The organism is Thalassospira profundimaris, from assembly GCF_003326755.1.
Lineage (GTDB): Bacteria > Pseudomonadota > Alphaproteobacteria > Rhodospirillales > Thalassospiraceae > Thalassospira > Thalassospira profundimaris_B.
On the sequence record NZ_JPWH01000031.1, the window covers coordinates 1 to 25,485 of the forward strand.

The following is a 25,485-nucleotide window of genomic DNA, read 5'->3' on the forward strand; positions in this document are numbered from 1 at the left end:
TCCTTGTGGATTTCAAGGATTTCCTCGAAATGGTAGTGATCGACGCCAAGAACGACATCGCCATACATCTGAATGAAACGGCGATAGCTGTCATACGCAAAACGGCGATCCCCAGAGACCGCCGCCAAACCTTCAACCGTTTCGTCATTCAGGCCCAGATTGAGAACCGTGTCCATCATGCCCGGCATCGAGGCACGTGCGCCGGAACGGACCGACACCAGCAACGGGTCCTTGGGATTGCCGAATTTACGACCGACCAGGGCTTCGACAGCAGCGAGCGACTTTTCGACTTCGGCTTCAAGACCGTCGGGATAGGCGCGGTCATTATCATAAAACGCCGTGCAGACTTCGGTCGTGATGGTAAAGCCGGGCGGGACCGGAAGGCCGAGATTGCTCATCTCGGCAAGGTTCGCGCCCTTGCCGCCCAGAAGTTCACGCATATCCGAACGGCCTTCGGCGCTACCGCCACCGAAACCGTACACCCATTTGGTCATCTTGCCTTTTCCTCAAGCCAATCAGTCATCTCAACACGAGCCCTCTCATTAACAATGTCACAGATATCTCGAGCGCTTTTCTAATTAGGTAGCTGGTTACAACCAATGAAAACTCAGTCCACTGGAATACCCCACGCTTTTGAAGAGTTACTTGACGCTCCTCAACACCCTCACCTCAATTCAACAAAAATTGACATTTTTTGCAATAGCAATTTTAATTGCAATCACGTTGCAATGGCGCTACAACACGAAATTGGAGCCGGGTTACTTTAAGTGTCTGAAACGACCAAACAGAAGCACATCAATAAATTCAGAGGCAAAAACAGGGATGACGCATCCGGCTCAGGAAGAGGCATTCAAATAAGCATCCTCACGTTTTGGATTAGCTAGTGTGTCAGTCTTTCGTCATCTATCAAACACCATGTTGATCGACCATCAATCTTGAGTTTGCCTCGCTACACAGGGTGGCCAAATGGCCTAAATGGAGGAGACCCAAAATGAAACGCTTTTTGTCAATTGCTACTACTGCAATGTTGCTTGGAACATCAGCGCACGCTGAAACAATCGGCGTAGCCATGTCACTCTTCGATGACAACTTTCTGACAGTATTGAGACACAACATCCAGAAGCATGCGGACGAGCTTGGCGTCACGGTTCAGATGGAAGACGCTCAGGGCGATATCGCACGTCAGCAATCACAAATTGAAAACTTCGTCGCATCCGGGGTCGATGGCATCATTGTCATGTTAGTGGATGCTGATTCCGGTCAGGCAATGTCTAAAATTGCCGCAAATGCAGACATCCCCCTAGTATTCGTCAACATGCTGCCTTCGAATATTGAGAACTTCCCGGCAAAGCAAGCTTGGGTAGGTTCTGACGAAGAACAGGCTGGGCGTCTTGAAGCAACAGAAGTCTGTAAACTCATGGGTGGGGAAGGCGAAGCCGTTATCCTAATGGGGCAACTTGGCACGACAGGGCAACGCGGACGCACCAAAGCCACAAAAGAAGTGCTCGCTTCAGATGAATGCAGTGAAATCAAGATTCTTGACGAACAAACTGCTAACTGGATGCGCACTCCTGCACTGGACTTGACGACAAACTGGCTTACTTCCGGCATTATCCCAGACGCAATCATCGCCAATAATGACGAAATGGCGTTAGGGGCTATTCAGGCACTGAAATCCGCTGGTTTCTCGATGGATGATGTAGTTGTTGCAGGTGTTGACGCTACCCAGGATGCACTCGCCGCGATGCAAGCGGGAGACTTGGACGTTACAGTCTATCAGTCAGCAAAGGGCCAAGGATACGGCTCGCTCGATACAGTGCTGAAAATTGCAAAAGATGAAAACTTTGAACAAAAAGTTGTCGTCCCGTTCGAACTAGTCACTCCTGAAAATCTAGAGCAGTACAAAACCAAGAATTAACCGACCTGTCGGTCCGAAAATCAAGACTGCACTCATGAGTTAGTGGCCGAGGGTTTCCCTCGGCCAAACCCGACAGGGAGAAACCATGCTTTCGTCAAAAACATCCAAGGCTGTTAAAGCATACAAAGAGAACCTCACCGAGACCGTCTTAGAGATCACAGGAATTCGCAAAGAATTTCCGGGCGTCGTTGCCCTTGATGATGTTCAGTTCCGATTGCAAAAAGGTACAGTTCACGCTCTCATGGGGGAGAATGGAGCCGGAAAATCGACATTGATGAAAATCATCGCCGGTATCTATACCCCAGACAAAGGCACGATCCGCCTGCGGGGAGACGAAATCAGATTTCTGAGTCCATTAGACGCGCTAGAACACGGCATCGCAATGATCCACCAGGAACTTGCGTTGATGCCGTTTATGACCGTAGCAGAGAATATCTGGATCAGACGAGAACCTCAAAATGCATTGGGGATCATAGATCACAAAAAGATGGCGGCACAAACTCAGGAACTTTTCGATCGACTTCGCATTTTGATCGACCCTTTGACTGAGGTGCGTTTTCTCACGGTCGCTCAACGCCAAATGGTCGAAATAGCAAAGGCTGTAAGCTACGAGTCAGATGTCCTTATTATGGACGAACCCACATCGGCACTCACCGAAACTGAAGTTGAACACCTCTTCGAGATCATCCGCGAACTCAAAGCACACGGGATCGGTATTGTCTATATCACTCATAAAATGAACGAACTGTTCGAAATAGCAGATGAGTTCTCTGTCTTCCGCGACGGAACATATGTAGGCACTCATGCCAGTTCAGAAGTTTCCCGAGATGACATCATCCGAATGATGGTCGGACGGGAAGTTACCGACATGTTCCCCAAAATAGAAGCGAACATTGGTGCGCCAATCATGGAAGTCGAAGGACTGACACTCGATGGTGTTTTCAAGGATATCTCCTTCCAACTGCGGGAAGGCGAAATCATTGGAATGGCTGGTCTGGTTGGGTCAGGGCGCTCAAATGTCGCTGAAACTCTTTTTGGTGTGACTCCTGCCACAAGCGGGAAGATCAAAATATCAGACCAGGAAATCGTCATCGACAGCCCAGGAAAAGCAATGGCACAGGGAATGGCTTTTCTCACCGAAGACAGAAAAGAAACCGGCTGTTTTCTGCCTCTTTCAGTGCGGGAAAACATGCAAATTGCCGCGCTCAAAGAAAGCTATTCTCGTTATGGGATCGTCGATCAGCAGTCCATCAACAAGCTATGTGTCGAAATGGAAACTGCTCTTCGAATTAAAACACCTGACCTTGATGAACGTATCGAGAACTTGTCAGGCGGCAATCAGCAAAAAGCCTTGATTGCTCGATGGCTCCTGACCAAGCCACGTATCCTGATCCTTGATGAACCGACACGCGGGATTGATGTAGGGGCGAAAGCTGAGATTCACCGGTTGGTTTCACAACTGGCCAGCGAGGGTGTCGCAATCATCATGATCTCATCCGAACTGCCTGAGGTTCTAGGGATGTCGGACCGGATAATGGTCATGCATGAAGGGCACATGACAGGCATTCTTGACCGTAAAGATGCAAATCAAGTGAAAATTATGGAACTGGCGGCGCGTTGAAACGCCCGAAAGGCGCAAATTTCCGCACTCCTGGAGAGGAAACATGACACCATTGGATAAAACAAAACCAGCAGCAAATCAGAGGCCCAAACTTCCGCAAGAGCTTAACATACTCTCGGTCTTGATTGGGGTTGCGATCATCTTCGAGATACTCGGATGGGTTATTAAAGGGCAAAGTTTCCTGATTAATCCTCAACGACTAACCATTATGATTTTGCAAGTCTCTGTCATCGGGATCATTGCCGTCGGAGTTACTCAAGTGATCATTACCGGAGGCATTGATTTGTCCTCTGGGTCTGTTGTCGCGATGACAGCAATGATTGCAATGAGTTTTGCTCAAGTGGGGACTTACGCGCGCGCTGTTTATCCTGAGCTAACCGACCTCCCTGTTATTGTGCCGGTCGCCGTCGGTTTGGGCGTGGGTCTCTTTGCCGGTATGATTAACGGTTTCCTTATCGCAAAAACTGGCATTCCTCCTTTCATTGCAACATTGGGAATGATGGTGACCGCACGCGGAATCGCGAAATGGTATACTGAAGGACAGCCAGTTTCGTTTCCTTCTGATGACTTCGCTGCTATCGGTGACGGCGTATGGCCTGTTGTTATTTTCCTCGGTGTTGCACTGATTTTTCATTTTGGCTTGAAATACACCCGGTATGGCAAATTTACTTATGCAATCGGAGCAAACCCTCAAGCTGCGCGCGTTTCCGGCATTAATGTTCAATCACATATTATCAAAGTTTACGCCGTTGCCGGCTTACTTGCAGGGCTGGCAGGATTGGTAACCGCCGCCAGAGCCGAAACAGCCCAAGCTGGCATGGGCATGATGTATGAACTCGATGCAATTGCAGCAGCTGTTATCGGCGGTACATCATTGGCCGGTGGCCGTGGTCGTATCTTTGGAACTGTAATTGGAACGATAATCTTGGGCCTGATGATGTCGGGTTTCACATTTCTTCGTGTTGATGCCTATTATCAAGAAATCGTCAAGGGCGGGATTATCGTTGCTGCCGTTGTAACCGACGTTTACCGTCAGAAAAAACGAGCAAAAGCCTCCTGAGCGGTCCTTGAGCCTAATGCCTCCCTGCCCGTTCCGAACCCATTCGGGACGGGTTTTTTCTATCCAGGCGAAGTAAATTCGTAGCGACAATGACCATCAAACAGAATGGTTAAATTACAAAACACCCCGCCTTTCAATGAAGCAAGGCGGGGTGTTTTGATTTAAGCGTTTGTCTTTAGCTTTATACGGCGATTGGCCTTAGCCAGACAGGCTCGGTCGCTTCGCTACTATCTACAACAGCTTCGACGAATGCCACTCCTTTAAGCCCATCATAAGCTAAAGGCAAATTCTGCCCGAGCGCTTCTGGGGCACGCCCTTCGCGACGAGCAACAATTGCCTCGGCAAACCCCGCATAAAGATTTGCAAAGGCCTCAAGATATCCTTCTGGATGCCCCGGCGGTGTACGTGTACGTACTTTTGCATCCTCAGACAAATTCTCAGCACCACGTTTGACCACCTGAACACATCCGTCCAGAGGAGCGTAAATGAGTTCATTTGGCTGCTCTTGATACCAGGATAAAGATCCTGTTTCGCCAAAGACACGCAGCCGCACACCGTTAGAATTACCCAGCGCAACCTGTGAGGACCACAAAAGGCCACGCGCACCCCCTTCGTAACGCATCATGACATGTGCGTTATCGTCAAGCGCTCGCCCTTCTACAAAAGTTGCAAGGTCAGCCGTCAAGAATTGGAGCTTCAAGCCTGTAACAAAGCCCGCCAGATGATATGCATGCGTACCAATATCGCCAATAGAGCCGCCGCGACCGTTCTTTTTCGGATCTGTACGCCACGCTGCCTGTGCATTTCCTTTTTGCTCAATGGCAGTCGCCATCCATTCGAGTGGATACTCAACCTGAACGGTTCTGATATTTCCGATGTCACCGCGCGCAACACGCACGCGGGCTTCATGAACCATTGGATAACCGGAGTAAGTGTAGGTAACACCAACAAACCGACCAGTTTCCGTTGCCAAATTCTCAAGCTGAACCGCATCTTCAAGAGTAGCCGTTAATGGCTTTTCACAGATGACGTCAAATCCAGCTTCAATCAATGCCTTTGCAATCGGATAGTGCGTGAAGTTAGGAGTACAAATTGCAACAGCATCAACACGATCTTCGCGCGCCACCTCCCCAGCAATAAATTCGTCATAAGTCCCGTAGCTTCGATCGTCATCAATGCCCTGAGACCGTGCGAATTCACGCCCAAATTCAGGATTAACATCAAAGGCTCCCGCGACCAGTTGCCATTCGCCATCCAACCGAGCCGCAATCCGGTGGATATTACCAATATATGCACCTTGCCCGCCTCCAATCATTCCTAGGCGTAGCGGTTTTGCGATACTCATTTTTCCTCCAATCCAAGCATGGCTCTATTTGCGTTACGATCTGCACCTGATTTGACGAAGTCATCAAAAGCACGATCTGAAACACGTATGATGTGATCTTCAATAAAGCGGGCACCTTCTGCCGCCCCATCTTCCGGGTTTTTCAGGAAACATTCCCATTCGAGAACAGCCCAACCATCGAAGTCGTAAGTGGATAGTTTGGAAAAAATTGCCCCGAAGTCGATCTGCCCGTCACCGGGACTGCGGAAACGTCCTGCACGCTTTGCCCAAGGTTGATACCCCCCATAAGCACCCGATTTTCCATCAGGCCGGAACTCGGCATCTTTCACATGGAAGGTTTTGATCCTGTCGTGATAGTGGTCGATGAACGCCAGATAATCGAGTGCCTGAAGTACAAAATGGCTAGGATCATACATAAGGTTTGCACGAGGATGTCCTCCTACGCGCTCAAGAAACATCTCCCAACTATGCCCATCATGCAAATCTTCACACGGATGTATCTCGTAACAAACATCCACACCATGAGCATCGAACTCGTTGAGTATTGGCATCCAGCGTTGAGCAAGTTCATCAAACCCCTCTTCCACTAAGCCCTCGGGCCACTGTGGATAGGGATACAGATAGGGCCACAACAGCGCGCCAGAGAACGTCACATGTCGATCAATCCCAAGACGTTTCGAAGCATGCGCAGCAAATTGCATCTGCTCTTCCGCCCAAGCGCGCCGTTTCTTTGGATTTCCTCGTACATGCTCTGGAGCAAATCCATCCATAATCTGATCGTGCGCCGGATGGACAGCTACCAGTTGCCCCGTAATATGCGAGGAGAGTTCTGTAATCTCCAAACCCTCATCAGCAAGCATCCCCTTCAACTCATCACAATAGACAGCGCTCTCGGCCGCCAATCGCATATCAATCAGCCGAGTGTCCCATGTCGGGATCTGTACTCCCTTGAACCCTTTCTGCGCCGCCCATTTTGCAAGGCTAGGCAAAGAATTGTAAGGTGCCTCATCAGAGGCGAATTGCGCAAGAAAAACACCAGGTCCTTTGATCGTTCGCATTTTTATGCCCCCAGTTTTGTCGCAGGAACTGGTGCATCGTCATATCCGCCATAGACCGATTGATCGAACGGAATCACTGCCCCTGTAATCATGCCGCTATCGTCCGAGGCCATCCAAAGCACGGCCCGGGCCACTTCTGCCGGGTCCAATATTCGACCGAAGGGCTTACTGGCAGCCGCACGATCCAAAAACTCGGGGTCTCCGGTTTCTTCAAGCACAAGAGCACGCTCATGATCCGATGACATCCACCCGATATCGAGTTGATTGATGTGAATACGATGCCGCATCAGAGCGAATGCTCCATTACGGGTCAAAGTTGCTAGTGCACCTTTTGACGCAGAATATGGCGCAAGGAATGGTTGGCCAGCCAATTGTGACATTGAACCGATATTGATGATTCGCCCTTCAAGTCTTTCGCGGACCATAACCTTTGCCGCATCTTGCATCAGGAAGAATGGAGCTCGAGTGTTAACAGCAAAGATTTGGTCAAACAGTTCCGGCGAGGTGTTGAGAAAATTGCCACGATCGGTGAGACCAGCCGCATTCACAAGAATGTCAATCCGTCCGAAACGTTCATCGGCTTCCGAAATGACCCGACGCACATCGGCGATATTTCCGAGATCAGCTGTAATCATTTTCGTTGGGACACCAGTGGTGGATTCTATGTCGTTTGCGACTTTCTGTCCCTTTTCCTCACCTCGCCCCACAATCGCAATACCCGCCGCACCGGCTTCGGAGAAAAGCCGAGCGATAGCCGCGCCGAGCCCTTGTGTGCCGCCGGTTATGACGGCTACCTTTCCATCTATTCTATTCACTGTATTTCCTCCTACGACTACTCAACTGCGTAACCGGACAGCGCCATCACGCGAATAAGTTCTTTGTGACCCTTTTTTGCCATTTCCAGCGGCGGAGATATTTTCGGATTTTGCTCCGCCTCAACGACGAACCAACCTTCGTAACCATTCGCCGCAAGTGCTTTCACAATTTCCTCGAAATCAAGCGATCCATCTCCCGGCACCGTAAATGCCCCCTTAACTACCGCATCAAGGAAGCTTTCTTGTTCACGGTTGATCTCGTCAACGACGTTCCGGCGAACGTCTTTCACGTGCACATGGCTGATCCGGTTATGATGCTTCTCGATAACACGCAGCACTTCTCCTCCGGCGAAAGCCATGTGCCCAGTGTCAAACAACAAGGGAACAGAGGAATGTTTCATCAAGAGGTCGAGCTCGTCTTCAGTTTCAATCACCGCCGCCATGTGATGATGATACGCAAGTGGCATCCCGTTATGGACACACCAATCTGCGAAATCACTAACCTTGCGACCGTAAGCTGCAATTTCAGCCTCTGTCAGCTTAGGCTTGGTTGCGAGCGGAGCCGATTTTATCCCCTGTATTGATCGGGCTGTTTCCCCATAAACCAAGCATGGGGCCCCCGCTGCTTTGAAAAAGTCTAACTGTTCTGCAATCCGGTCTTTCTCCATGTCCATATCTCCATCAAGAAGCTGACCGGAGAACCAACCACCGCAAACCGACATACTGTGCTTCGTTAGAAGCAGTCCCAGTTCGTCCATATCCATAGGAAAGCGGCGGCCTGTTTCCATCCCGGTGAAACCGGCAACGGAAGCTTGCCGAAGACATTCTTGAAGGCTCACGTCATCAGAAAGCTCCTCAAGATCATCATTCCACCAAGCTATTGGTGCAATTCCCAGTTTTGCTTTCACCTCTCACACTCCGACACGCTGTCTAGCGCGGATCTCGTCCTGTGCTCGGCGAGCTTCTCTGACTTTTTCAAAATTGGAGCTCTCCGGGACACCTACATCCCAATCAGCATCCCCCGGAACCCACTTCCAGGCATCGGACACGATCGAAATTACCGTAGTACGATCATTTTCTTGTGCCCACTGAAGAGCTGTCTCTAATTCTGCCAGACTTTCAACATTCCGGGTTGCAGCGCCCATTGCTTCGGCATGTTTCGCGAAGTCCACATGAGGAGGATTTTCTGGGTACTGAATGTTACAATCCGTGAGCAGATTATTAAAGCCAGGTACCCCTTTCGATTGTTGCAATCGGTTTATCACTGCGTAGCCACCGTTATCGCATACAACGACAATCATCTTGTGGCCGGTCAGAACTGCAGAATAAATGTCGGAGTTCATCATCATATAAGTGCCGTCCCCAAGCATGACGATCGGCGTACCTCCAGCTGTCCCCGGCCCTTGCTGCGCTATCGCACATCCCCAGCCAGCAGCAATTTCATACCCCATGCAACTGAATCCGAACTCACAATCAAATGTGTTGGGATTCTTTACGCGCCATCCTTTGGTGATCTCGCCTGGTGTTCCCCCGGCTGCACCGATCAGTGTATCTTCCGGCCTGGCGACTTTGTTCATCACACCGATGACTTGTGCATAAGAAGGCACCAAGGCATTAGTAGGTTTTTGGTGCTCATCAAGAATTTCATTCCATTTAGCGAACAGATCCTTTGCATGTGCCATCCGCTCCGGTGGCGCTATCCAGTTATCCAGTTCAGCGTCAATGTCGATCAATGTTTCCAAAGCGTCTCCGACAACCGAGAGCGCGCGATGCTTGGTTGCATCAAAGCGGGACGTGTTGATTGAAATAAACTCCGCCTCTTGTGAGAAGGCTGTCCATGATCCCGTTGTGAAATCCTGAAGTCGTGTTCCAATCGCAAGAATAACATCTGCATCCTTCGCAAGCGCATTTGCAGATGTTGAACCGACAATTCCTATTGGCCCGGCATGAACAGGATGATCATGTGTAAGAGCACCTTTTCCCGCGATCGTTTCTACAACCGGAATACCTCTCTTTGCAGCAAACTCGGCCAGCTGTTCCTCTGCTAACGAATAGCGAACCCCACCTCCCGAGATGATTAGAGGCCTCTTCGCAGTCATCAGAAGCTTAACAGCCGCACTTAGTGCACCGCGATCTGGACGCGGGCGTGGGATCTTCCATACCTTCGGCTCAAAAAAGGCTTCAGGATAATCAAAAACCTTTTCCTGGGTATCCTGTGCAAGACCTACAAATGCTGGACCGCAATCGGCTGGATCAAGCATGGTCGCGATAGCCTGAGGCAGCGATGTGATGATCTGCTCGGGCTGGGTAATCCTGTCCCAGTAGCGCACGACAGGCTTGAATGCGTCATTGACCGTTACGGTTGGATCGTCAAAATGCTCAACCTGCTGCAATACCGGATCAGGAAGACGGTTTGCGAAAGTATCCCCTGCCAGAAGCAGTACAGGCAGACGGTTCGCCATCGCAGTTCCGGCCGCAGTTACCATATTGGCGGCACCCGGTCCTATTGAAGTCGCTGCAATCATAATTTGGCGACGACGTTTTGCCTTTGCAAATCCTATAGCAGCAAGAGCCATAGACTGCTCATTCTGTCCGCGATAGGTCGGTAGTTGATCTTGAACCTGTTCTAACGCCTCAGACAGACACGTCACGTTCCCGTGACCGAAAATCCCGAACAATCCGGCAAAGAGCGGAACTTGCTCACCGTCAATCTCAGTGAACTGATTGCAAAGATATTTGACCAGTGCCTGAGACATCGTCAGGCGTATTTTTTTCTGCATTGCTTTTCCTCCTGATAACTGGCTTTCCGAAACAGTAAGGAATGAGTATTGACAAATCAATACATTTGCAATGAATATTGCAAAATAACACTCGGGAGGATCTTGAATGCTAAGAATCGCAGTACTCGGCGTTGGCCGTATTGGTCGTATGCACGCTGAAAATATCGCACAACACCCTCGGGCAACACTTGCAGGCATATATGATGCCCACCCGCCGGCAGCACACTCTGTCTCAGAGCTTCTTAACGTAACAAATTTTGAGTCATCAGAGGCTGTATTCTCGTCAGCTGAGGTTGACGCCGTCCTTATTGCAACCTCAACTCCCACGCATGCAGACTATATTGAGATGGCAATCGCCGGCGGAAAGCCAGTGCTTTGCGAGAAACCTATTGATCTTTCACTAGAACGGGTTAATGCCTGCGCTTCAAAAATCGCCGATTCCAATGTGCCGATCATGCTGGGTTTTGTACGACGCTTCGATATCGGACATCGCGGTGTTCGAAAAGCCATCGAAGAAGGCAAGATCGGAGACCTCCATCAGGTAGTCATCACATCTCGTGATCCCGACATTGCACCAGATAGTTACATTGAAGTGTCGGGTGGAATCTTCCGCGATATGACGATCCACGACTTCGATATGGCACGCTTCATCTTGGGCGAAGATATAACAACTGTCAGCGCGACTGGTTCAAGACTCGTGTCTCCTGCATTAATGGAACGCTGCGACGACTATGACACCGTTTCTGCCGTGCTTACCACGGCAAGCGGCAAACAGTGCATCATTAACAATTCGCGCCGTGCCGTTTACGGTTACGACCAACGTGTTGAAGCTCTGGGAAGTCTGGGCATGGCGATTTCCGAAAATCGCCCGATGAACCATACACGGCTTTACAACGCCGGTTTCACGGACCAGGCAGCACCGCTGCTCAATTTCTTCATTGATCGATACGACACAGCTTTTGCAGCTGAAATCGACGCGTTCGTTGATTCGATTGAGCGTGGAATAGCCCCGGAAGTCGGCTTCGAAGACGGACGCCAAGCGCTGATACTCGCAGAGGCGGCAATCCGCTCTGCTAAAGAATCGCGCACGGTAAACATTAGCGAAATCGGATAAAAAATGTACGAGAAATTCGGACTGTTCATCAACGGTGACTGGATTAAGAGTTTTCAAAATGGAGAAGTCCGTTCGCCGGTCACTGAAGGGGTACTTGGAACAGTATCAATGGCATCCCCCAGAGATACTGTATCTGCGATTGATGCTGCTGAAAGGGCTATGACCGACTTACGCAAAATGGGCGGCTTCGAACGTGCAGATGCGTTGCATCGCGCTGCTGATGCGATGATCTCACGCAAAAGCGAAGCAGCACATATGATCTCCTCTGAAACGGGCAAACCAATCGCTCAGGCTGAACGGGAATGGAGTCTGGCTTGCGATCAGTTCCGCTGGTACGCAGAAGAAGCACGCAGAATCTACGGCAGGGTTGTGGAAAGCCGTGTCCCCGGTGGACGTTTCGAAATTACCGCCGAACCTGTTGGTATTGTAGGAGCATTCACTGCATGGAATTTCCCAGCAGCACTACCAGCTCGTAAGCTTGCTCCAGCTTTAGCTGCAGGCTGCTCCGTCGTATTACGGCCATCATCGCAAACACCAGGCGTCGCCATGGTCATGGTCGATTGCCTAAAGGATGCAGGACTTCCCAACGGAGCAATCAACCTTGTCGTCGGGTCAACGAGTGATACCTATGCCACAATCATGGCAGACAAGCGTGTGCGCAAAGTTTCCCTAACCGGCTCCACTCGGGTCGGTCAGCAAATGATCCGAGATGCGGCCGACACTGTTAAAAAAGTATCAATGGAATTAGGAGGAAACGCGCCGCTCATCGTCTACGAGGATGCAGATATTGAACCGGCGCTGGACGCTATCGTACCAACGAAATACGCAAACTGCGGACAGGTTTGCGTTACGCCGGATCGCTTTTTCATTCATGACAGCCTTCATGACACCTTTGTCGAGGGATTTGTAGAACGAACAGCAAAAATCAAGGTCGGCGATGGACTAAATCCTGCAACAGCAATGGGGCCACTCATCAATAGAGCACGGCTCGAGGAGATCGAAAACATTGTTGAAGGAGCCCTCAAAGAGGGAGCCACCTTGGCTTTTGGCGGCAATCGTCCAACGCAATTCAATGCCGGCTATTTCTTCGAACCGACCGTACTCACGAACGTATCTGATGATATGAAAGTGTCCATCGAAGAAAACTTCGGCCCAATTGCCGCCATTTCCCGCTTTTCAGAAGAAGAGGAAGTCCTTGAACGCGCCAACTCTTCTGACATGGGGCTTGCGGCCTATGCCTTTACCAGATCTCCGGACCGCGCACGTCGCACTGTCGCAGCATTAAAGTCCGGCATGGTTGGTATCAACAGCTTTGCCCTTGCGGCATCTGAGGTACCTTTTGGTGGAACGAACCACTCCGGCATGGGGCGTGAGGGCGGTTGCGAGGGTATTGAAGATTACCTTGATACCAAGCTCGCACAGATAGTCTTTTGAAAGGCTGACTTATGATTAGTAATAAACTCAAATCTATTTGGGCAGAACAACACCCTGTTCTAAATGGCTGGCTGTCGATAGGAAACCCCTTTACTGCTGAAATTATGGCGGAGCAAGGCTACGATTCCATCACCATCGACATACAGCATGGCGCCCTGGATTATTCATCCTGTCTGCCAATGTTTCAAGCCATGCGTGGCTCCGGTGTTGTACCAATGGCACGCGTGCCATGGCGAGAACCTGGCATAATCATGAAAGCACTTGATGCCGGTGCCATGGGGATCATTTGTCCTATGATCAACACCCCCGAAGAAGCAGCGGAGTTTGTCAGTTTTATGCGCTACCCCCCTCAAGGGCAACGCAGTTTTGGGCCGACGCGTGCAAACGTCGCTTATGGTGGATATGACCTGACAGCCAACAACGAACTGCTCGCACTGGCAATGATTGAAACACAGGCGGGCATGGACAATCTCGACAAGATTGCTGCAACACCAGGCCTTGACGGAATCTATGTCGGACCTGCGGATCTTACGTTAGGGACACAAAATGGCCGTCTTGCTCCAGGTTTTGATCGTGAGGAAGACGAAATGATTGCGACGATCAAGCGTATTCTGAATGCGTGCAAAGAGAACGGTATAAAAGCTTGTCTGCATTGCGGTACACCTGAATATGCCGCGCGCGCGATAGAATGGGGTTTCGATCTGACCACCGTTTCCGGAGATTCCCGTCTTCTGGCTGCTGCGGCTTCGGCCTCCGTCAATTCGTGGCGCGAACTCACTGGGCTATCTGGCAAGTCGTCAAAGAACAGGGGATACTGATGCCGAACCTGCTTGTTGCCGGGAAACTCCATCCCGCTGGCGAGAAGCTGCTGGAGAGACTGGAGACCGATGGTATTGTTCACGTCGACTACATCCAGGAAGTCTCGGAAGCCTCTTACGCACCTCTCATTCATAAAGCCGACGCTCTTGTTATCAGAACACAACCGCTTTCCGCAGATACGATCGCAATGGCGACAAAACTGAAGGTCGTGTCCAGGCATGGTGTTGGCTACGATTCCGTCGATCTCAACGCACTTAACGCAAGGAAAATCGCACTAACCATCGTGGGTGATGTTAATTCCGTCTCCGTTGCCGAACATTCGATGATGCAGCTTCTGGCTGCAGCCAAACGCGTTTTACGCTCAGACTTGGCCGTTCGAAAACCAGACAATTGGGAATGGCGCAACAACCTTGAACAACAGGAAATTTCGGGAAAACGTCTGCTCATTCTGGGTTATGGAAGAATAGGTAGACATCTTGCACGTATGGCATCTGGCTTCGAGATGGAGGTCAAGGCATACGATCCTTTCCTGGAAAAAAAGGGGTGGCCCGAAGGTACAGTTGAACCAATATCCAATCTGAATGAAGGCCTTGCCTGGGCCGATTGCATTTCTGTCCACATCCCGAAGGGCGACAAACCGGCAATAGGAGCAGACGAGATTGCTCGAATGAAAGCCGGCGTTATAATTGCCAATACGGCAAGGGGGGGCGTCATTTGCGAAAAAGCTCTCGCCGACGCTCTTGCTTCCGGTCAGGTTGGCGCTGCTGGTGTAGACGTTTTCGAACAGGAACCCCCTCTAAAAGGCTCTCCCTTATTTACTTACGATAATGCGGTGCTATCTCCACACACAGCCGGATTAACCAGGGAATGCAGCGAGCGAATGGCTCTTGCCTCTATTCACAACGCTGTCAATTACCTCTCAGGGAGAATTGATCGCTCCCTGATTGTAAATGCGGGAACGATAGATGTGTGACAAACCAAAACTTAGTATCGGTCTCATTGGTACCGGCTTTATGGGGAAAGCCCACGCAGTTGGTTTTTCTGCCGCACAAAGAGTTTTTGACCTGCCAATGCAGATCAACTTACACACAGTTGCCGATGTCACTGACGAAACAGCAAGTCGTGCCGCAGATGAATTGGGCTTTGCCAATTGGACCTCCAATTGGCACGAAATGATCGATGATCCAGAAATAGATGTTATCGATATTACTGCACCCAACAGTCTCCATAAAGAGATGGCGCTCGTAGCAATTGCGGCAGGCAAGCATGTCTATTGCGAAAAACCGCTTGCCTGTACCGCAGAAGATGCTCTCGAAATGACCCTTGCCGCCGAGAAATTCGGGGCAAAAACACAGGTAGGCTTCAATTATATCTGCAACCCGATGCTTCAGCTTGCCAAAGAGATGATCGCAGCCGGTGAGTTGGGACACATTCGTGGTTATCGCGGTCTTCATTGCGAAGACTATATGGCATCGGACAGCACTCCCTTCAGCTTTCGTCATTCGCTCGCCGGCGGCGGGGCACTCGCTGACCTAGGAAGTCATGCTTTAGCCACTGCGGAGTACTTGCTCGGCCCTATCACTGACGTCTTGGGGGATTGTGTAACCATGATCAATGAACGCCCCAATGGTTTCGGTGGAACACGCAAGGTCGAAGTGGATGACATCGGACGAGCATTTGTACGTTTTGCTAGCGGAGCAACCGGTTCAATAGAGGGGAACTGGATTGCAACAGGTCGCAAAATGCAGCATGACTTCGAGATATATGGAACCCAAGGTGCCTTAGTCTTCAGTCAAGAGCATTTCAACGAGCTTCACTTTTATTCCACAAACGACCCCAGCGGACGTCAGGGATTTCGCCGCATTGAAGCAGCAGTTGAACACCCACCCTATGCTAACTTCTGCGTAGCACCTGGACATCAACTTGGCTTTAACGATCTCAAGGCAATTGAAGTAGCAGGCTATGTCAGCGCAATAGCCAATAACGGGGTAGAGCCTTTCAACTTTCGGAAAGGCCTGCGAATCCAGCAGCTCGTTGATGCAATCCAAGCATCATCCAGGCAGTCACGTTGGCACAGCACTTTGCCATAGAAATTACCAAACTTGACACGGCGCCAGATCACTAAATTCTGAAAGGAGACTAGCTAATAGGACCGTTGCTCCCACAAAACTAATCCGGGCAACTTGCAATGAATATTGCGATCCTGCACTATGCCGTTAATAGTTGCAATTTTAATGTTCACAAAAAAATCAAGGGCTATTAGCGTGCGGAAAGACGCAACCGAACAAACTGCTCCAGAAAATTATGAAGAATTGATCCGCCTCATTCACGAACGCCATGATGAAATGAGCAAAACCTATCAACGGATTTCTGTATTTTTGACGCAGAACCCAAACGACGTTGCCGTTCAGTCAGTCAACGCCATTGCAGAACGTTGCGACATTCATGCTTCGAGTTTTGTCCGGTTTGCTCAAGCGTTAGGCTATAAAGGATTTAAAGAGCTTCAAACTCTTTTCCAAAAGCGGCTTGCAACTGCGGCACCAGGTTTTGAAGCGCGCAGAAAGGCCTTGGAAAGCGAACTACAAGATCGGCAAGACCAATCTGAATATAGCTTTTTACGCGATCTCATTGTCCGTGACATTGCCTCACTACAAGATATGCTCGAAAAGACTATCCCCGAGGAACTTGCACTAGCAGCAGACCTCATCGAAGATGCGGAAAACGTTTATCTTATCGGTCAACTGCGTTCTGCTCCCGTAGTAGAATTGCTTCGATATATTCTGACGATGTTGGGAAAGCGATGCATCTTGCTTGATGCTGGCGGAGGGCTTGCCACCCATATGGCAAAAACCATGAAACCTGAAGATGTACTGATTGCCGTCTCTTTTCGATTTTATGCTAATGAAGTCGTGAATATTGTAGAAGAAGCAGAGAAGTCCAACGTCCCAGTCGTAGCAATTTCGGATAGCACCCTATCTCCTCTAGCCAAATCGGCCAAAGTTCTTTTTTCTGTTCCGGAACATGACTACACATTTTCTCGTTCGTTAGCTGCACCAATGTGTCTAGCGCAGGCCCTGACTGTTGCCGTTGCAGCACGCGTCCAACATGATGTTGCTGAACCAAGAATACCAACTGTTACGGGAACGTAAAATTATCTTTAGAAAACGAGCCTCAATTAACATTTCTAAACACTAAATCTAAGTTCATTTCATTCGAGAAAACAGAAAACAATGTCGACATAGTTAAAGACATGAAGTACAAAGACCTGCACTTCGAAAAACAGAGATAAAAATTACCTATAGACAATCAATCTCAAAAAAAAGACAATAAACTGAAACACCTTCCCTTACCTTTCAAGACGTCGCCGGTACACTATTGCCAAATGATATATTCATTGGGGTTGACCAAAGTGAAGGCGAATGTGATATAATCAACGCAAATTTCGCGTTTGTCTTCTTGGAACCAGATTGGCAACAAACATAGTGCCCAACCTCGAACCTAAATACTTCTCGTCAGCCTGTCCTAGCCGTGTTCTCTTCGACCAGATCGCGGACAAATGGTCAATGATGACGCTGACTGTACTGGAAGACGGCCCTCTGCGTTTTAATGAGATCAAACGCCAACTAGAGGGCATTTCCCAAAAGGCGTTAACCCAGTGTCTCCGGCGCCTTCAGCGCAATGGTTCCTATCGATTAAGTGAAGATCGTCTCACGCATATGGAGGACGCACAAACATTGGTACGCACGGCACTCCTGCTTGAGAGAGAAGCCCGGATGATGCAAATGGCTTCCGAACCTGCAGAAATGCAGAGCCACTACAACCGGATCCTTGCTCATCTTGATGAGATGGACAATCTCGTCAGCAATTTGGGGCGGGCTGGCATTAATATCTCTGTTCTGGCGTTCCAGCATACTGCACAGCTGTTTAGAGGCTCCATTCATATACTTGCCAAGCTGCATGATCAGGCATTGAACACCGAGATTGAGGAGAGCCAGAACGGGATTCTGGCTACCAGACTGGACCTTTTCAATCGGAATCTGGCTCAGCAAGGGCAGGAACTTCTGGTTGCTTCAGAAGCTCTTTCAAATGACTTTACCTCTGACTACCGGCAATCTGTGCAGCAGCTAACTCAAAAAGCGGAAAACCGGCGTTTTCAGGTTCTGGGGCTGCTGGCTATCTCTCTGGTCGTAGCCTGGTTTATATCGACCCGCTTTCTGGGAAAGGTTGTCATATCCCGCCTTCAGAAGGTGAGCCATTATTTACGCAGAGCCGGAGAAGCTCCATCAAAAGATGCTGGCGTACCTGTGACCGGTGATGACGAAATTGGCGAAATGGCTCGCGCTGTAGAGCAATATATGAAAGAGCGTCAACAACTGGCAAAGGTTCAGCAGGAAGCAGCCCATACAGCCCGCTTCATAGCTGTTGGCCAATTGGCTGCGGGCATCGCTCATGAAATCAATACGCCTGCTCAGTATATCGGCGACAATCTGCAGTTCATTCGTACCATTGCCGAAAACATGGCAAAAGATCCGGCATGCTCATCCTGGCAGGATGATTTGACAGAAGTTGCATCTGCCATCTCAGATTCTCGCGAAGGCATAAAACATATTTCCGGAATTGTTACGTCCATGAAAGAGTTCTCCCATCCCGGGATTACTGACAGAATTGAAGCTGACATAAACCGGGCTTTGGAAAATGCGTTAACGGTATCGCAAAACCAGTGGAAGCATGTCGCGACGCTTGAGCAAAATTTCGATCCCAATTTGCGCCCTCTTCTGTGTGACATTGGAAAATTAAATCAGGTCTTTCTCAATCTGATTGTTAATGCTGCCCACGCTATCGAAAAATCGGGAAAACCTTATCCAGGCAAGATTTTTGTTACGACAACACAAAACCAAGACTCTATTGAAGTACGGATATCAGACACAGGCACCGGGATAGACGAAGCGCTGTGCGAACGCATCTTTGATCCGTTCTTTACAACCAAAGAACCAGGACAGGGAACCGGACAAGGCTTGGCGATCTGTCAGGATATCGTCGTGCAAAAGCACGGTGGCACAATTGATGTCATCGGCAATGAAGGTGAAGGAGCCGAGTTTGTTATCCGGTTGCCAATCATATCGCCCGACAACTTTTCCGAAGCCGATAAGGAAGATTGAAAAGCATATAAAACACCCCGCTTGGCTTTCGCTAAGCGGGGTGTTTTACTTTGGGGCTTTGTTATATCTCACAAAGGAGCGATTTATAACAGAAGTGGTTGCGGGGGCAATCGCCGAATTTCGATTCAAATTTGCGGGTCCGGGTTATTAAACCCCAAGAAGACAAACTCCTAACCCGCAACGAATTGAAATCATAACCCTCTCTTTCTTGTCAAGCCGTTAAAATTGACAAGAGAGATACCGTGATGGAATGGGGACAGGCCAAATTTGAATTTCTCGCCCTGCGCGAAGAAATACACAAAGCCCTTGCCTGTGGCAAAACAGCCAAGCGCATTCACGCCGACTTAAAATCCCAAAATCGCATCAAAATGTCGCAACGGTCTTTTTACGGCTGGCTGCGCCATGAACGTCTATCCGGTCCTCTCATGGTCGCGGCGGATATTGCCTCAATGCGCACGAAGCGCACGCAACACCATCCCCTCCCCCAGAACACCCCTTCCCCTCTCGACAATCAGGAAGACGAGCAATGAGCGCAGAAGTGCCGTTGAGCGGCAACGATCCGCCTGACCTGCCCTTTCATTACCGCCAGGGTTCGGACCTGGTCTGGTGATGTCTAAAGGATTTGCCCCATCCGGCCCGTTACCCGGTTTGAAGACCGGGTCGGGCCACCGGCATCAAAGGACAGAACCATTGGGGAACCATTTCATGACGATTTGCACAGGCCAACCACACCGCCTCATGCCTGCCGCAAGGTGCGCCGGATGAGCTGGCAGGCAGACTTTGTTCTGCTGACTTACCGCATTCGCAAACAGCGCCTCAACAAAGGCTTAAGCCAGATCGAGGCCGCCAACCTGATTGGCGTGTGCGAACGCAGCTACCGGGATTTTGAAGCTGGCAAAAGCGATCTCTCGTCAAGCCGGCTGTTCAAACTCGCCCAGGCATTGGGCATCCAGATTCTTATTTCTTAGGGAGCATTCCAGAATGGCACTTATCAACATGACATTGCAGGGCAAGGGCGGTGTCGGCAAATCCTTTATCTCCAGCCTGCTGGCGCAATATTACCTGCCCCGTGCCGATAATCTGCAATGTTTTGACACCGATCCGGTCAATCAGACCTTTGCCGGTTACAAGGCCTTCCCCGTCGAGACCATCCGCCTGGGCGAACGACAGGACGAAATCAATGCCCGCTATTTCGATGCCCTGATTGAAAAGATCATCGACCTGCCAGAAGAGTCCGTGGTGGTCATTGATAACGGAGCATCAACGTTTTTGCCGCTTCTGGGTTACCTGGTGGAAGCCCAGGCTTTTGACGTTCTGCATGAACTCGGACACGAAATCCGCCTGCATACCATCGTCACCGGTGGGCAAGCCTCAACCGATACCGTTCAAGGGCTGGGTCAGATCCTGACCCACCTGCCCGAGCTGACCATTGTCGTCTGGCTCAATGAATATTTCGGGCGTGTGGAGCGGCGCGCCGCAAATGGCGAGATCGAAGGCTTCGAGCAATCCGGCCTTTATAAAAAGAACAAGGAGCGCATTCACGCGCTGGTGCGCCTGCCCGAAGTCCGCAAGGAAACTTTCGGCCATGACATCGAGCAGATGATGCGCGCCCGTCTGACCTTTGATGAAGCGGTCCAGTCGCCCGAGTTTGCCGTGATGGCCCGCCAGCGCCTCAAAATGACATGGCGGACTTTGCACGCCACCATGGAACAGGCGGTGCTGTGATGGCAGGCCTGCTCGACGATACCCCGCCGCCACCCGTCACAATGGACAGTGTCGAGGAGCTGCGCACTTATTTGTGGCAGCAACATCAGATCACGGTCGATGCCGATGATCCGGTACTGCTGGTCCATACCATCCTGCGCCTGTCGCTTGATGAGCAACGCCGGATCAATGACCAGTATAACCGCGCCCTTTCCCAGACCGTCCGCGATGCCTCGCAGGATTTCACGAAAGATGTACTGGCCGCCATTGAAGCCTTCAAGGCCGAGGCGCTGGGCGATGTGGTGCGCGAACGCATCAAAACCATGAATGAAACGGCAGAGATGGCGGAAGACGCCATCCGCCAGTTCTCCCGCCTGCTGCGCACCCAGAAGATCCTGACCACGCTCAACATCATCGCCGTCGTCTTCGTCGTCGGTGTGCTCAGCGCCCTGACCCTTTGAACCCGCATTTATTCCGATTTGAACCCGACTTCATTCCGAGGAAACCATGACCAAAAACAAATTGTCCCTGTGCCTGCTGGTTGCCGTGGCAACCGTCATTCTCACCGAGCCCGCCTTTGCCCAGGCGGCCTCCACCTCTGCCTCCGGCGAATGGTACGAACCGATCATTAGCCTGTTTGAAAGTGTTCAGACCGGTGTTGGCAAGATCGGCACCATCGTCGTTGGCCTTGGCGTGATGGCGCTTGGCATCTGGGCCGGGTTGACCGGACGCATGGACTGGATCCGGGCGGGCATGATCGTCATTGGCGGGGTGCTGGTCACCTCCGGCCCGGCGATCTCGGCTGGCCTGTTTGGCGGGTCCTGATCATGAAAGCCGGCAGCGCCGTTCTCACCCGCATTCAAAACCAGATGACCATGTTTGGTCTGCCCATGCCGCTGATGATACTCAGTGTCGCCATTGGCTCGATTGGCCTCGTGCTCATGGTGCTTCTGGAGATCTTTTGGCTGATGCTCCCGACAATGGTTCTGGGCATTGCCGGGGCCTGGATGTTCTTCATCCGCAAGACCAAGGACAACATGCACTTTGACCGGGAACTGTCGCTGCCGCCCCGCTTCTGGCGGGCAGGCCGCGGCAACCGGTTGCTCAATGCCGGGAGGAAGAAACCATGATCTGGCCTTCCGTCCTTGCCACCTCCCTTGTCGCCACCATGGCCGGGGGCCTTGTCGTCCCCGCCAGCCGCCGCCTGCTGCTCGGTGATGTCAAATATGACTGGTTGCAGGACCAGCTTGAACTTGACTGTATCGAAAGTGATGCCACCACCATCCGCGGCAAGGATAACAGCCTGTCGCGTGTCTTTCGCTTTCTCGGCACGTCCTATGACGCCAAGATAGAAGCCGAGCAGGACAACCTGCTGCAAGCCCGCTCGATCCTGGTTCACAAGCTGGGCCAGTTGGGCCTGAGCCTGCGCTGGTTTGGCATCAAGCGCAAACGCGCCATCAATGCCCGGGCGACATGGCCCAATGCGCCCTTGCAGGAAGTCGGCGACGCCGAAGCCAAACAGTTTCGCTCCAGCTATTTTATCGACTGGTACCTGGTGATTACCGGCACTTCGATGCCCGCCCTGCATGAAGCCACCGACATCATTGATGCCGATGGGGCAAAATACGGGGTTGATCTGCTGGCCAAAGCGCCCGAGGGCCAAAGCTGTGATCTGACCGGGTTTTTAAACGGCATTGTCTGCGGCGAATATCGCCACGATCTCGGCCCGATCCCGCAAGACATCTCGGGCGGCCTGCCCGCGTCAGATCTGAACTTTCACAAGGATAACGGGGTGATCCGCAGTTTCACCCCGACCGAGAAATTGCAAAAGGTGATTACAGTCGCCAAATGGCCGGGCACGGTGACGGGCCAGATCATTAACGACATCATGACGCTCGATGGCGAGATCGAGATTTGCCAGATCTGCGATCCCTTTGATCAGCACAAGGCCCTGCTTTATCTCACCCGTCGTCTCAGTGGTGAACAAAGTGCCCTGTTTGGCAATGCCGAGGCCGCCGCCGAAACCGATGCCCTGATCGCCATGATCAATCAGGGGGATGCCACCCTGTTTGCGACGCAATTCCAGATCATTGCCCGGGCAGATACATCCGTCAAACTTGATACCCTGATCCGCAAGATCACCCGGCGACTGTCAAATCGCCAGATCCTTTATCATGTCCAGGTACGCGGCGCGCCGGTCTGCTGGTTTAACCGCATTCCGGCCCGATCCCGGGCCAGGCTGATCCCGGGCGGGCGCTTCATGTCCTCGCTCGAACTGCGCAGCGAGAATATTGCCGCCCTGTGGGCGATGCAGCATTCCGCCACCGGCCTGACGGAAAGCCCGCTCGGTCCAGCCCCGTTGCGCTGGTTTACCACGACGAGTGGTCAGGCCTATGCGGCGAACTTCCATGTCACCAACAAGCCCAAGACACTGGCCAACTTTCTCGTCTTTGCCCCGGCGGGCAGCGGTAAATCAACACTGCCGATGCATCTTCTGAGCGGGGCGTCAAAGTTTGATCGCATTCGCTCCTTTATCTTTGATTCCAAGGAAGGTTCGCGCTTCATGGTCGAGGCGCTGGGCGGGCTGTATCAGCCCTATGAGAAGCTGGCCTTAAACCCGCTGGATGTCGGGGAAGACAATCCGGCCAATCGCGAACGCATCAATTTCATTCTCAAGGCCATGGCCGGGATTGAACTGGCCCCGGATGATCGCGAGGCCCTGTCGCATGCAATTGATCTGGCCTTTCAGATCGATCCGCCCAATCGCACGCTTAATGCCCTGTTTCCCTATGCCTTTGCCAAACGCTCCGAACTGCGCCGGGCGTTTTCGCAATGGGTGATTGATGACAAGGGCAATGCCGGGCTGCGCAGCCACATCATGAATGCGCCCCATGACAGTCTCGGCGGCATGCTCAACCAGTCGCATATGGTGGGCATCAATATGAACGAGGCGTTGAAAGACCCGTCGCTGGGCGCGCCGATTGTTGGCCACATCGCCGAGACCATTGCCAAGTCGGTCGCGCCGAACTTGCGCGGTTTCATCATATTGATCGAGGAAGCGGCCAATTTGCTGCGCAATCCCGGTTTTTGCGATCTGGCTGCCGAGATGTACCGGGAATATCGCAAGCTCAACGGCATTGTCGGCATGATTTTTCAGGACCCGGCAGCACTGGTCAAGAGCGGCAAGGCGGAAGCCTTTATCGAAAACACCGCCGTGTTCATCTTCTTTCCCAATTCCAAGATCGATGATGAAAGCCTGGAACCCTTCAATCTCAATGACGAACAAAAGGCCTTTGTGAAGGGCCGCACGCGCTCGGAAGAGTTCAATGATCGCCGGGTGCTGATCATCAAGCGCGATGAAGTCAGCGGCTATGAAGAAAGCGCCATTCTCAATGTCGATCTTTCGCCGCTCGGCGATCCGCTGCGCTTTTACCGCTCCGGTCCTGACGAAAACAAACTGATGGAAACCTTGCAAAGCAAATGGGGGGACGCATGGCGCAACCACCTTTGAGCTCTGCCCCGGGGCGGTTCACAGCCCCACGGCAGAACAAAACCCTGATCGCATCCTCAATCACAGCATCCCGGGATGACCTGGTCTTTCTGATCGTCACACTGGCCGGGTTGGTCCTGACCGCCGGGCTTCTGGTCGTGGCACCGCTTGCCGGGCTGATCCTGGTAAGCCTGCAATGTCTCGCAAGCCTGCTCATGGTTCTGCGCGCTGTTCTTGTCTGCCGTTTGAAACGGGGGATGAAATGAACAGAAAGCATCTGCGCATCCTTGCCATTGCCGGACTGTTAAGCTGTGCCAGCCTGCCCGCCTTGGCCACCTATCCGGTATTTGACGCCACCTCGTTTGTTAAAATCACCGAACAGTTCAACAAGCTGCAACAGCAGTTTGACGAGCTGATGAAGCAAACCGAGATTCTCGGCAAGATCAGCAAGACGGCCCAGGACCAGATCAATGCCATTGGCAAGCTCGGCCAGGTCGCCGTCCCCATTCTCAACCTTGCCAAACTCGGCCAGCAGATCAATCGCGACATCTCGTGTTTGCTGCCCGATTTCTCCAAGCTAATGCCCGGCATCAATCTTGATGATGTCGACTGGAAAAGCATCTGTGCGCGCAGGTTCTTTTATAACTCCACCCTGTGGTTTGATCCCAAAGACCCGGAAAGCTGGAAGTTTGGCGAGGAAGGCAGCCCCGATGACTGGGCGATGCCGGAAGGTGGGAGCTGGGGCGGCAGTTCGGGCGGAGACGGCAATGCGCCGAACTGGAAAAACCCCGACAGCCCGGCAGAACAACGGCTTTATTTTGCTGCCCGGGCGGCAGCCCGCAAGGCGACCGAGGAACGTCGGGCGAAAATGGCGCGTGAGGCGGTTAATACCGGACTGGCGCAAGCGGATCGCACCTCGACCGAACTGGCCGAGATCAATCAGGACATTATCGAAGAGCTGGAATCACAAGGCGAACAGGCGGGCGATCTTAAAACCTTCATCGCCACCCTGCTTAAGGCGGAACTGCATCAAAGCCGCATCCAGGTGCAGCAACAGCAGCAAATGGCGCAGCTCATTCGCATTCAGGCCAACATGCTCATGCAGTTCCGTCCCACTGGCGATGGCGGTGAGCAGGAAGGAGGCGATGAATGAAGATTGCCTCATCGA

25 protein-coding genes are annotated in these 25,485 nt (G+C 51.5%); 19 read left to right on the forward strand and 6 right to left on the reverse strand.

Annotated elements, in window-relative coordinates:
- On the reverse strand, positions 1-494 hold a 494-nt coding region (locus TH25_RS22115; protein WP_309471293.1), incomplete at its 3' end, for a PEP/pyruvate-binding domain-containing protein.
- Positions 495-991: 497 nt separating this feature from the next.
- Here TH25_RS22115 and TH25_RS22120 point away from each other — a divergent pair.
- The 3 genes from TH25_RS22120 to TH25_RS22130 all read left to right on the forward strand — a co-directional run bounded on the left by TH25_RS22120 (position 992) and on the right by TH25_RS22130 (position 4,599).
- Positions 992-1,918 (forward strand): sugar ABC transporter substrate-binding protein, encoded by a 927-nt coding sequence (locus TH25_RS22120; protein ID WP_063094517.1) that lies wholly within the window; start codon positions 992-994, stop codon positions 1,916-1,918.
- Between the two features lie 85 nt (positions 1,919-2,003).
- On the forward strand, positions 2,004-3,539 hold the full coding sequence (locus TH25_RS22125; RefSeq protein ID WP_063094515.1) for a sugar ABC transporter ATP-binding protein: 1,536 nt from the start codon (positions 2,004-2,006) through the stop codon (positions 3,537-3,539).
- 43 nt (positions 3,540-3,582) lie between these two features.
- Positions 3,583-4,599 (forward strand): ABC transporter permease, encoded by a 1,017-nt coding sequence (locus tag TH25_RS22130; protein ID WP_063094513.1) that lies wholly within the window; start codon positions 3,583-3,585, stop codon positions 4,597-4,599.
- 181 nt (positions 4,600-4,780) lie between these two features.
- Here the strand turns inward: TH25_RS22130 and TH25_RS22135 are convergent, their stop codons facing one another.
- The 5 genes from TH25_RS22135 to iolD are packed head-to-tail and all read right to left on the reverse strand — an operon-like array spanning position 4,781 to position 10,597.
- Positions 4,781-5,944 (reverse strand): Gfo/Idh/MocA family protein, encoded by a 1,164-nt coding sequence (locus TH25_RS22135; RefSeq protein WP_197464523.1) that lies wholly within the window; start codon positions 5,942-5,944, stop codon positions 4,781-4,783.
- Entirely contained in the window at positions 5,941-7,002 is a 1,062-nt protein-coding gene (locus tag TH25_RS22140; RefSeq protein WP_063094511.1) for a sugar phosphate isomerase/epimerase family protein, read from the reverse strand. Before TH25_RS22140 ends, TH25_RS22135 begins: the two co-directional genes overlap by 4 nt.
- Positions 7,003-7,004: 2 nt before the next feature.
- On the reverse strand, positions 7,005-7,817 hold the full coding sequence (locus TH25_RS22145) for an SDR family oxidoreductase (protein WP_063094509.1): 813 nt from the start codon (positions 7,815-7,817) through the stop codon (positions 7,005-7,007).
- A gap of 17 nt (positions 7,818-7,834) precedes the next feature.
- Entirely contained in the window at positions 7,835-8,725 is an 891-nt protein-coding gene (gene iolE, locus TH25_RS22150; RefSeq protein ID WP_063094507.1) for a myo-inosose-2 dehydratase, read from the reverse strand.
- A 3-nt stretch (positions 8,726-8,728) separates the two neighbouring features.
- Complete coding sequence (gene iolD, locus TH25_RS22155; RefSeq protein WP_063094505.1) at positions 8,729-10,597, reverse strand: 3D-(3,5/4)-trihydroxycyclohexane-1,2-dione acylhydrolase (decyclizing); 1,869 nt, start codon at positions 10,595-10,597, stop codon at positions 8,729-8,731.
- A gap of 106 nt (positions 10,598-10,703) precedes the next feature.
- Between iolD and iolG the strand changes: the two genes are divergently transcribed.
- The 16 genes from iolG to TH25_RS22235 all read left to right on the forward strand — a co-directional run bounded on the left by iolG (position 10,704) and on the right by TH25_RS22235 (position 25,470).
- A complete protein-coding gene (iolG, locus tag TH25_RS22160; protein ID WP_063094503.1) occupies positions 10,704-11,711 on the forward strand; it encodes an inositol 2-dehydrogenase in 1,008 nt (335 codons plus the stop codon).
- 3 nt (positions 11,712-11,714) lie between these two features.
- Positions 11,715-13,145 (forward strand): NAD-dependent succinate-semialdehyde dehydrogenase, encoded by a 1,431-nt coding sequence (locus TH25_RS22165; RefSeq protein ID WP_114090445.1) that lies wholly within the window; start codon positions 11,715-11,717, stop codon positions 13,143-13,145.
- Positions 13,146-13,156: 11 nt separating this feature from the next.
- The gene (locus tag TH25_RS22170) at positions 13,157-13,963 is read left to right on the forward strand and encodes an HpcH/HpaI aldolase family protein (protein ID WP_063094499.1); all 807 of its coding nucleotides are present in this window, start codon (positions 13,157-13,159) and stop codon (positions 13,961-13,963) included.
- Positions 13,963-14,937, forward strand: coding sequence for a hydroxyacid dehydrogenase (locus TH25_RS22175; RefSeq protein ID WP_114090446.1), 975 nt, complete (start codon positions 13,963-13,965; stop codon positions 14,935-14,937). Before TH25_RS22170 ends, TH25_RS22175 begins: the two co-directional genes overlap by 1 nt.
- Positions 14,930-16,054 carry a Gfo/Idh/MocA family protein gene (locus TH25_RS22180; RefSeq protein WP_114090447.1) on the forward strand — a complete coding sequence of 375 codons (1,125 nt, stop codon included), beginning with the start codon at positions 14,930-14,932 and terminating at the stop codon, positions 16,052-16,054. Before TH25_RS22175 ends, TH25_RS22180 begins: the two co-directional genes overlap by 8 nt.
- 174 nt (positions 16,055-16,228) lie before the next feature.
- Positions 16,229-17,113: a MurR/RpiR family transcriptional regulator gene (locus TH25_RS22185; protein WP_246833100.1), complete on the forward strand. Its 885-nt coding sequence runs from the start codon at positions 16,229-16,231 to the stop codon at positions 17,111-17,113.
- A 333-nt stretch (positions 17,114-17,446) separates the two neighbouring features.
- Positions 17,447-19,123: an ATP-binding protein gene (locus TH25_RS22190; RefSeq protein WP_258549272.1), complete on the forward strand. Its 1,677-nt coding sequence runs from the start codon at positions 17,447-17,449 to the stop codon at positions 19,121-19,123.
- Between the two features lie 245 nt (positions 19,124-19,368).
- Entirely contained in the window at positions 19,369-19,653 is a 285-nt protein-coding gene (locus tag TH25_RS22195; protein ID WP_114090449.1) for a TraK family protein, read from the forward strand.
- Positions 19,654-19,884: 231 nt separating this feature from the next.
- A complete protein-coding gene (locus TH25_RS22200) occupies positions 19,885-20,091 on the forward strand; it encodes a helix-turn-helix domain-containing protein (protein WP_114090450.1) in 207 nt (68 codons plus the stop codon).
- A 13-nt stretch (positions 20,092-20,104) separates the two neighbouring features.
- Positions 20,105-20,848 (forward strand): P-loop NTPase family protein, encoded by a 744-nt coding sequence (locus TH25_RS22205; protein ID WP_114090451.1) that lies wholly within the window; start codon positions 20,105-20,107, stop codon positions 20,846-20,848.
- Positions 20,848-21,288, forward strand: a complete 441-nt coding sequence (locus tag TH25_RS22210; RefSeq protein WP_085586314.1) for a hypothetical protein — start codon at positions 20,848-20,850, stop codon at positions 21,286-21,288. The genes TH25_RS22205 and TH25_RS22210 overlap by 1 nt, the downstream gene beginning before the upstream one ends.
- A gap of 46 nt (positions 21,289-21,334) precedes the next feature.
- Positions 21,335-21,652 carry a TrbC/VirB2 family protein gene (locus TH25_RS22215; RefSeq protein ID WP_114090453.1) on the forward strand — a complete coding sequence of 106 codons (318 nt, stop codon included), beginning with the start codon at positions 21,335-21,337 and terminating at the stop codon, positions 21,650-21,652.
- Between the two features lie 2 nt (positions 21,653-21,654).
- Positions 21,655-21,957, forward strand: a complete 303-nt coding sequence (locus TH25_RS22220; protein WP_114090454.1) for a hypothetical protein — start codon at positions 21,655-21,657, stop codon at positions 21,955-21,957.
- The gene (locus TH25_RS22225; protein ID WP_114090455.1) at positions 21,954-24,338 is read left to right on the forward strand and encodes a VirB4 family type IV secretion system protein; all 2,385 of its coding nucleotides are present in this window, start codon (positions 21,954-21,956) and stop codon (positions 24,336-24,338) included. Before TH25_RS22220 ends, TH25_RS22225 begins: the two co-directional genes overlap by 4 nt.
- Positions 24,320-24,583: a hypothetical protein gene (locus TH25_RS22230; protein ID WP_114090456.1), complete on the forward strand. Its 264-nt coding sequence runs from the start codon at positions 24,320-24,322 to the stop codon at positions 24,581-24,583. The genes TH25_RS22225 and TH25_RS22230 overlap by 19 nt, the downstream gene beginning before the upstream one ends.
- Positions 24,580-25,470, forward strand: a complete 891-nt coding sequence (locus TH25_RS22235; RefSeq protein WP_114090457.1) for a hypothetical protein — start codon at positions 24,580-24,582, stop codon at positions 25,468-25,470. Before TH25_RS22230 ends, TH25_RS22235 begins: the two co-directional genes overlap by 4 nt.
- The last annotated feature ends 15 nt before the right edge of the window (positions 25,471-25,485 follow it).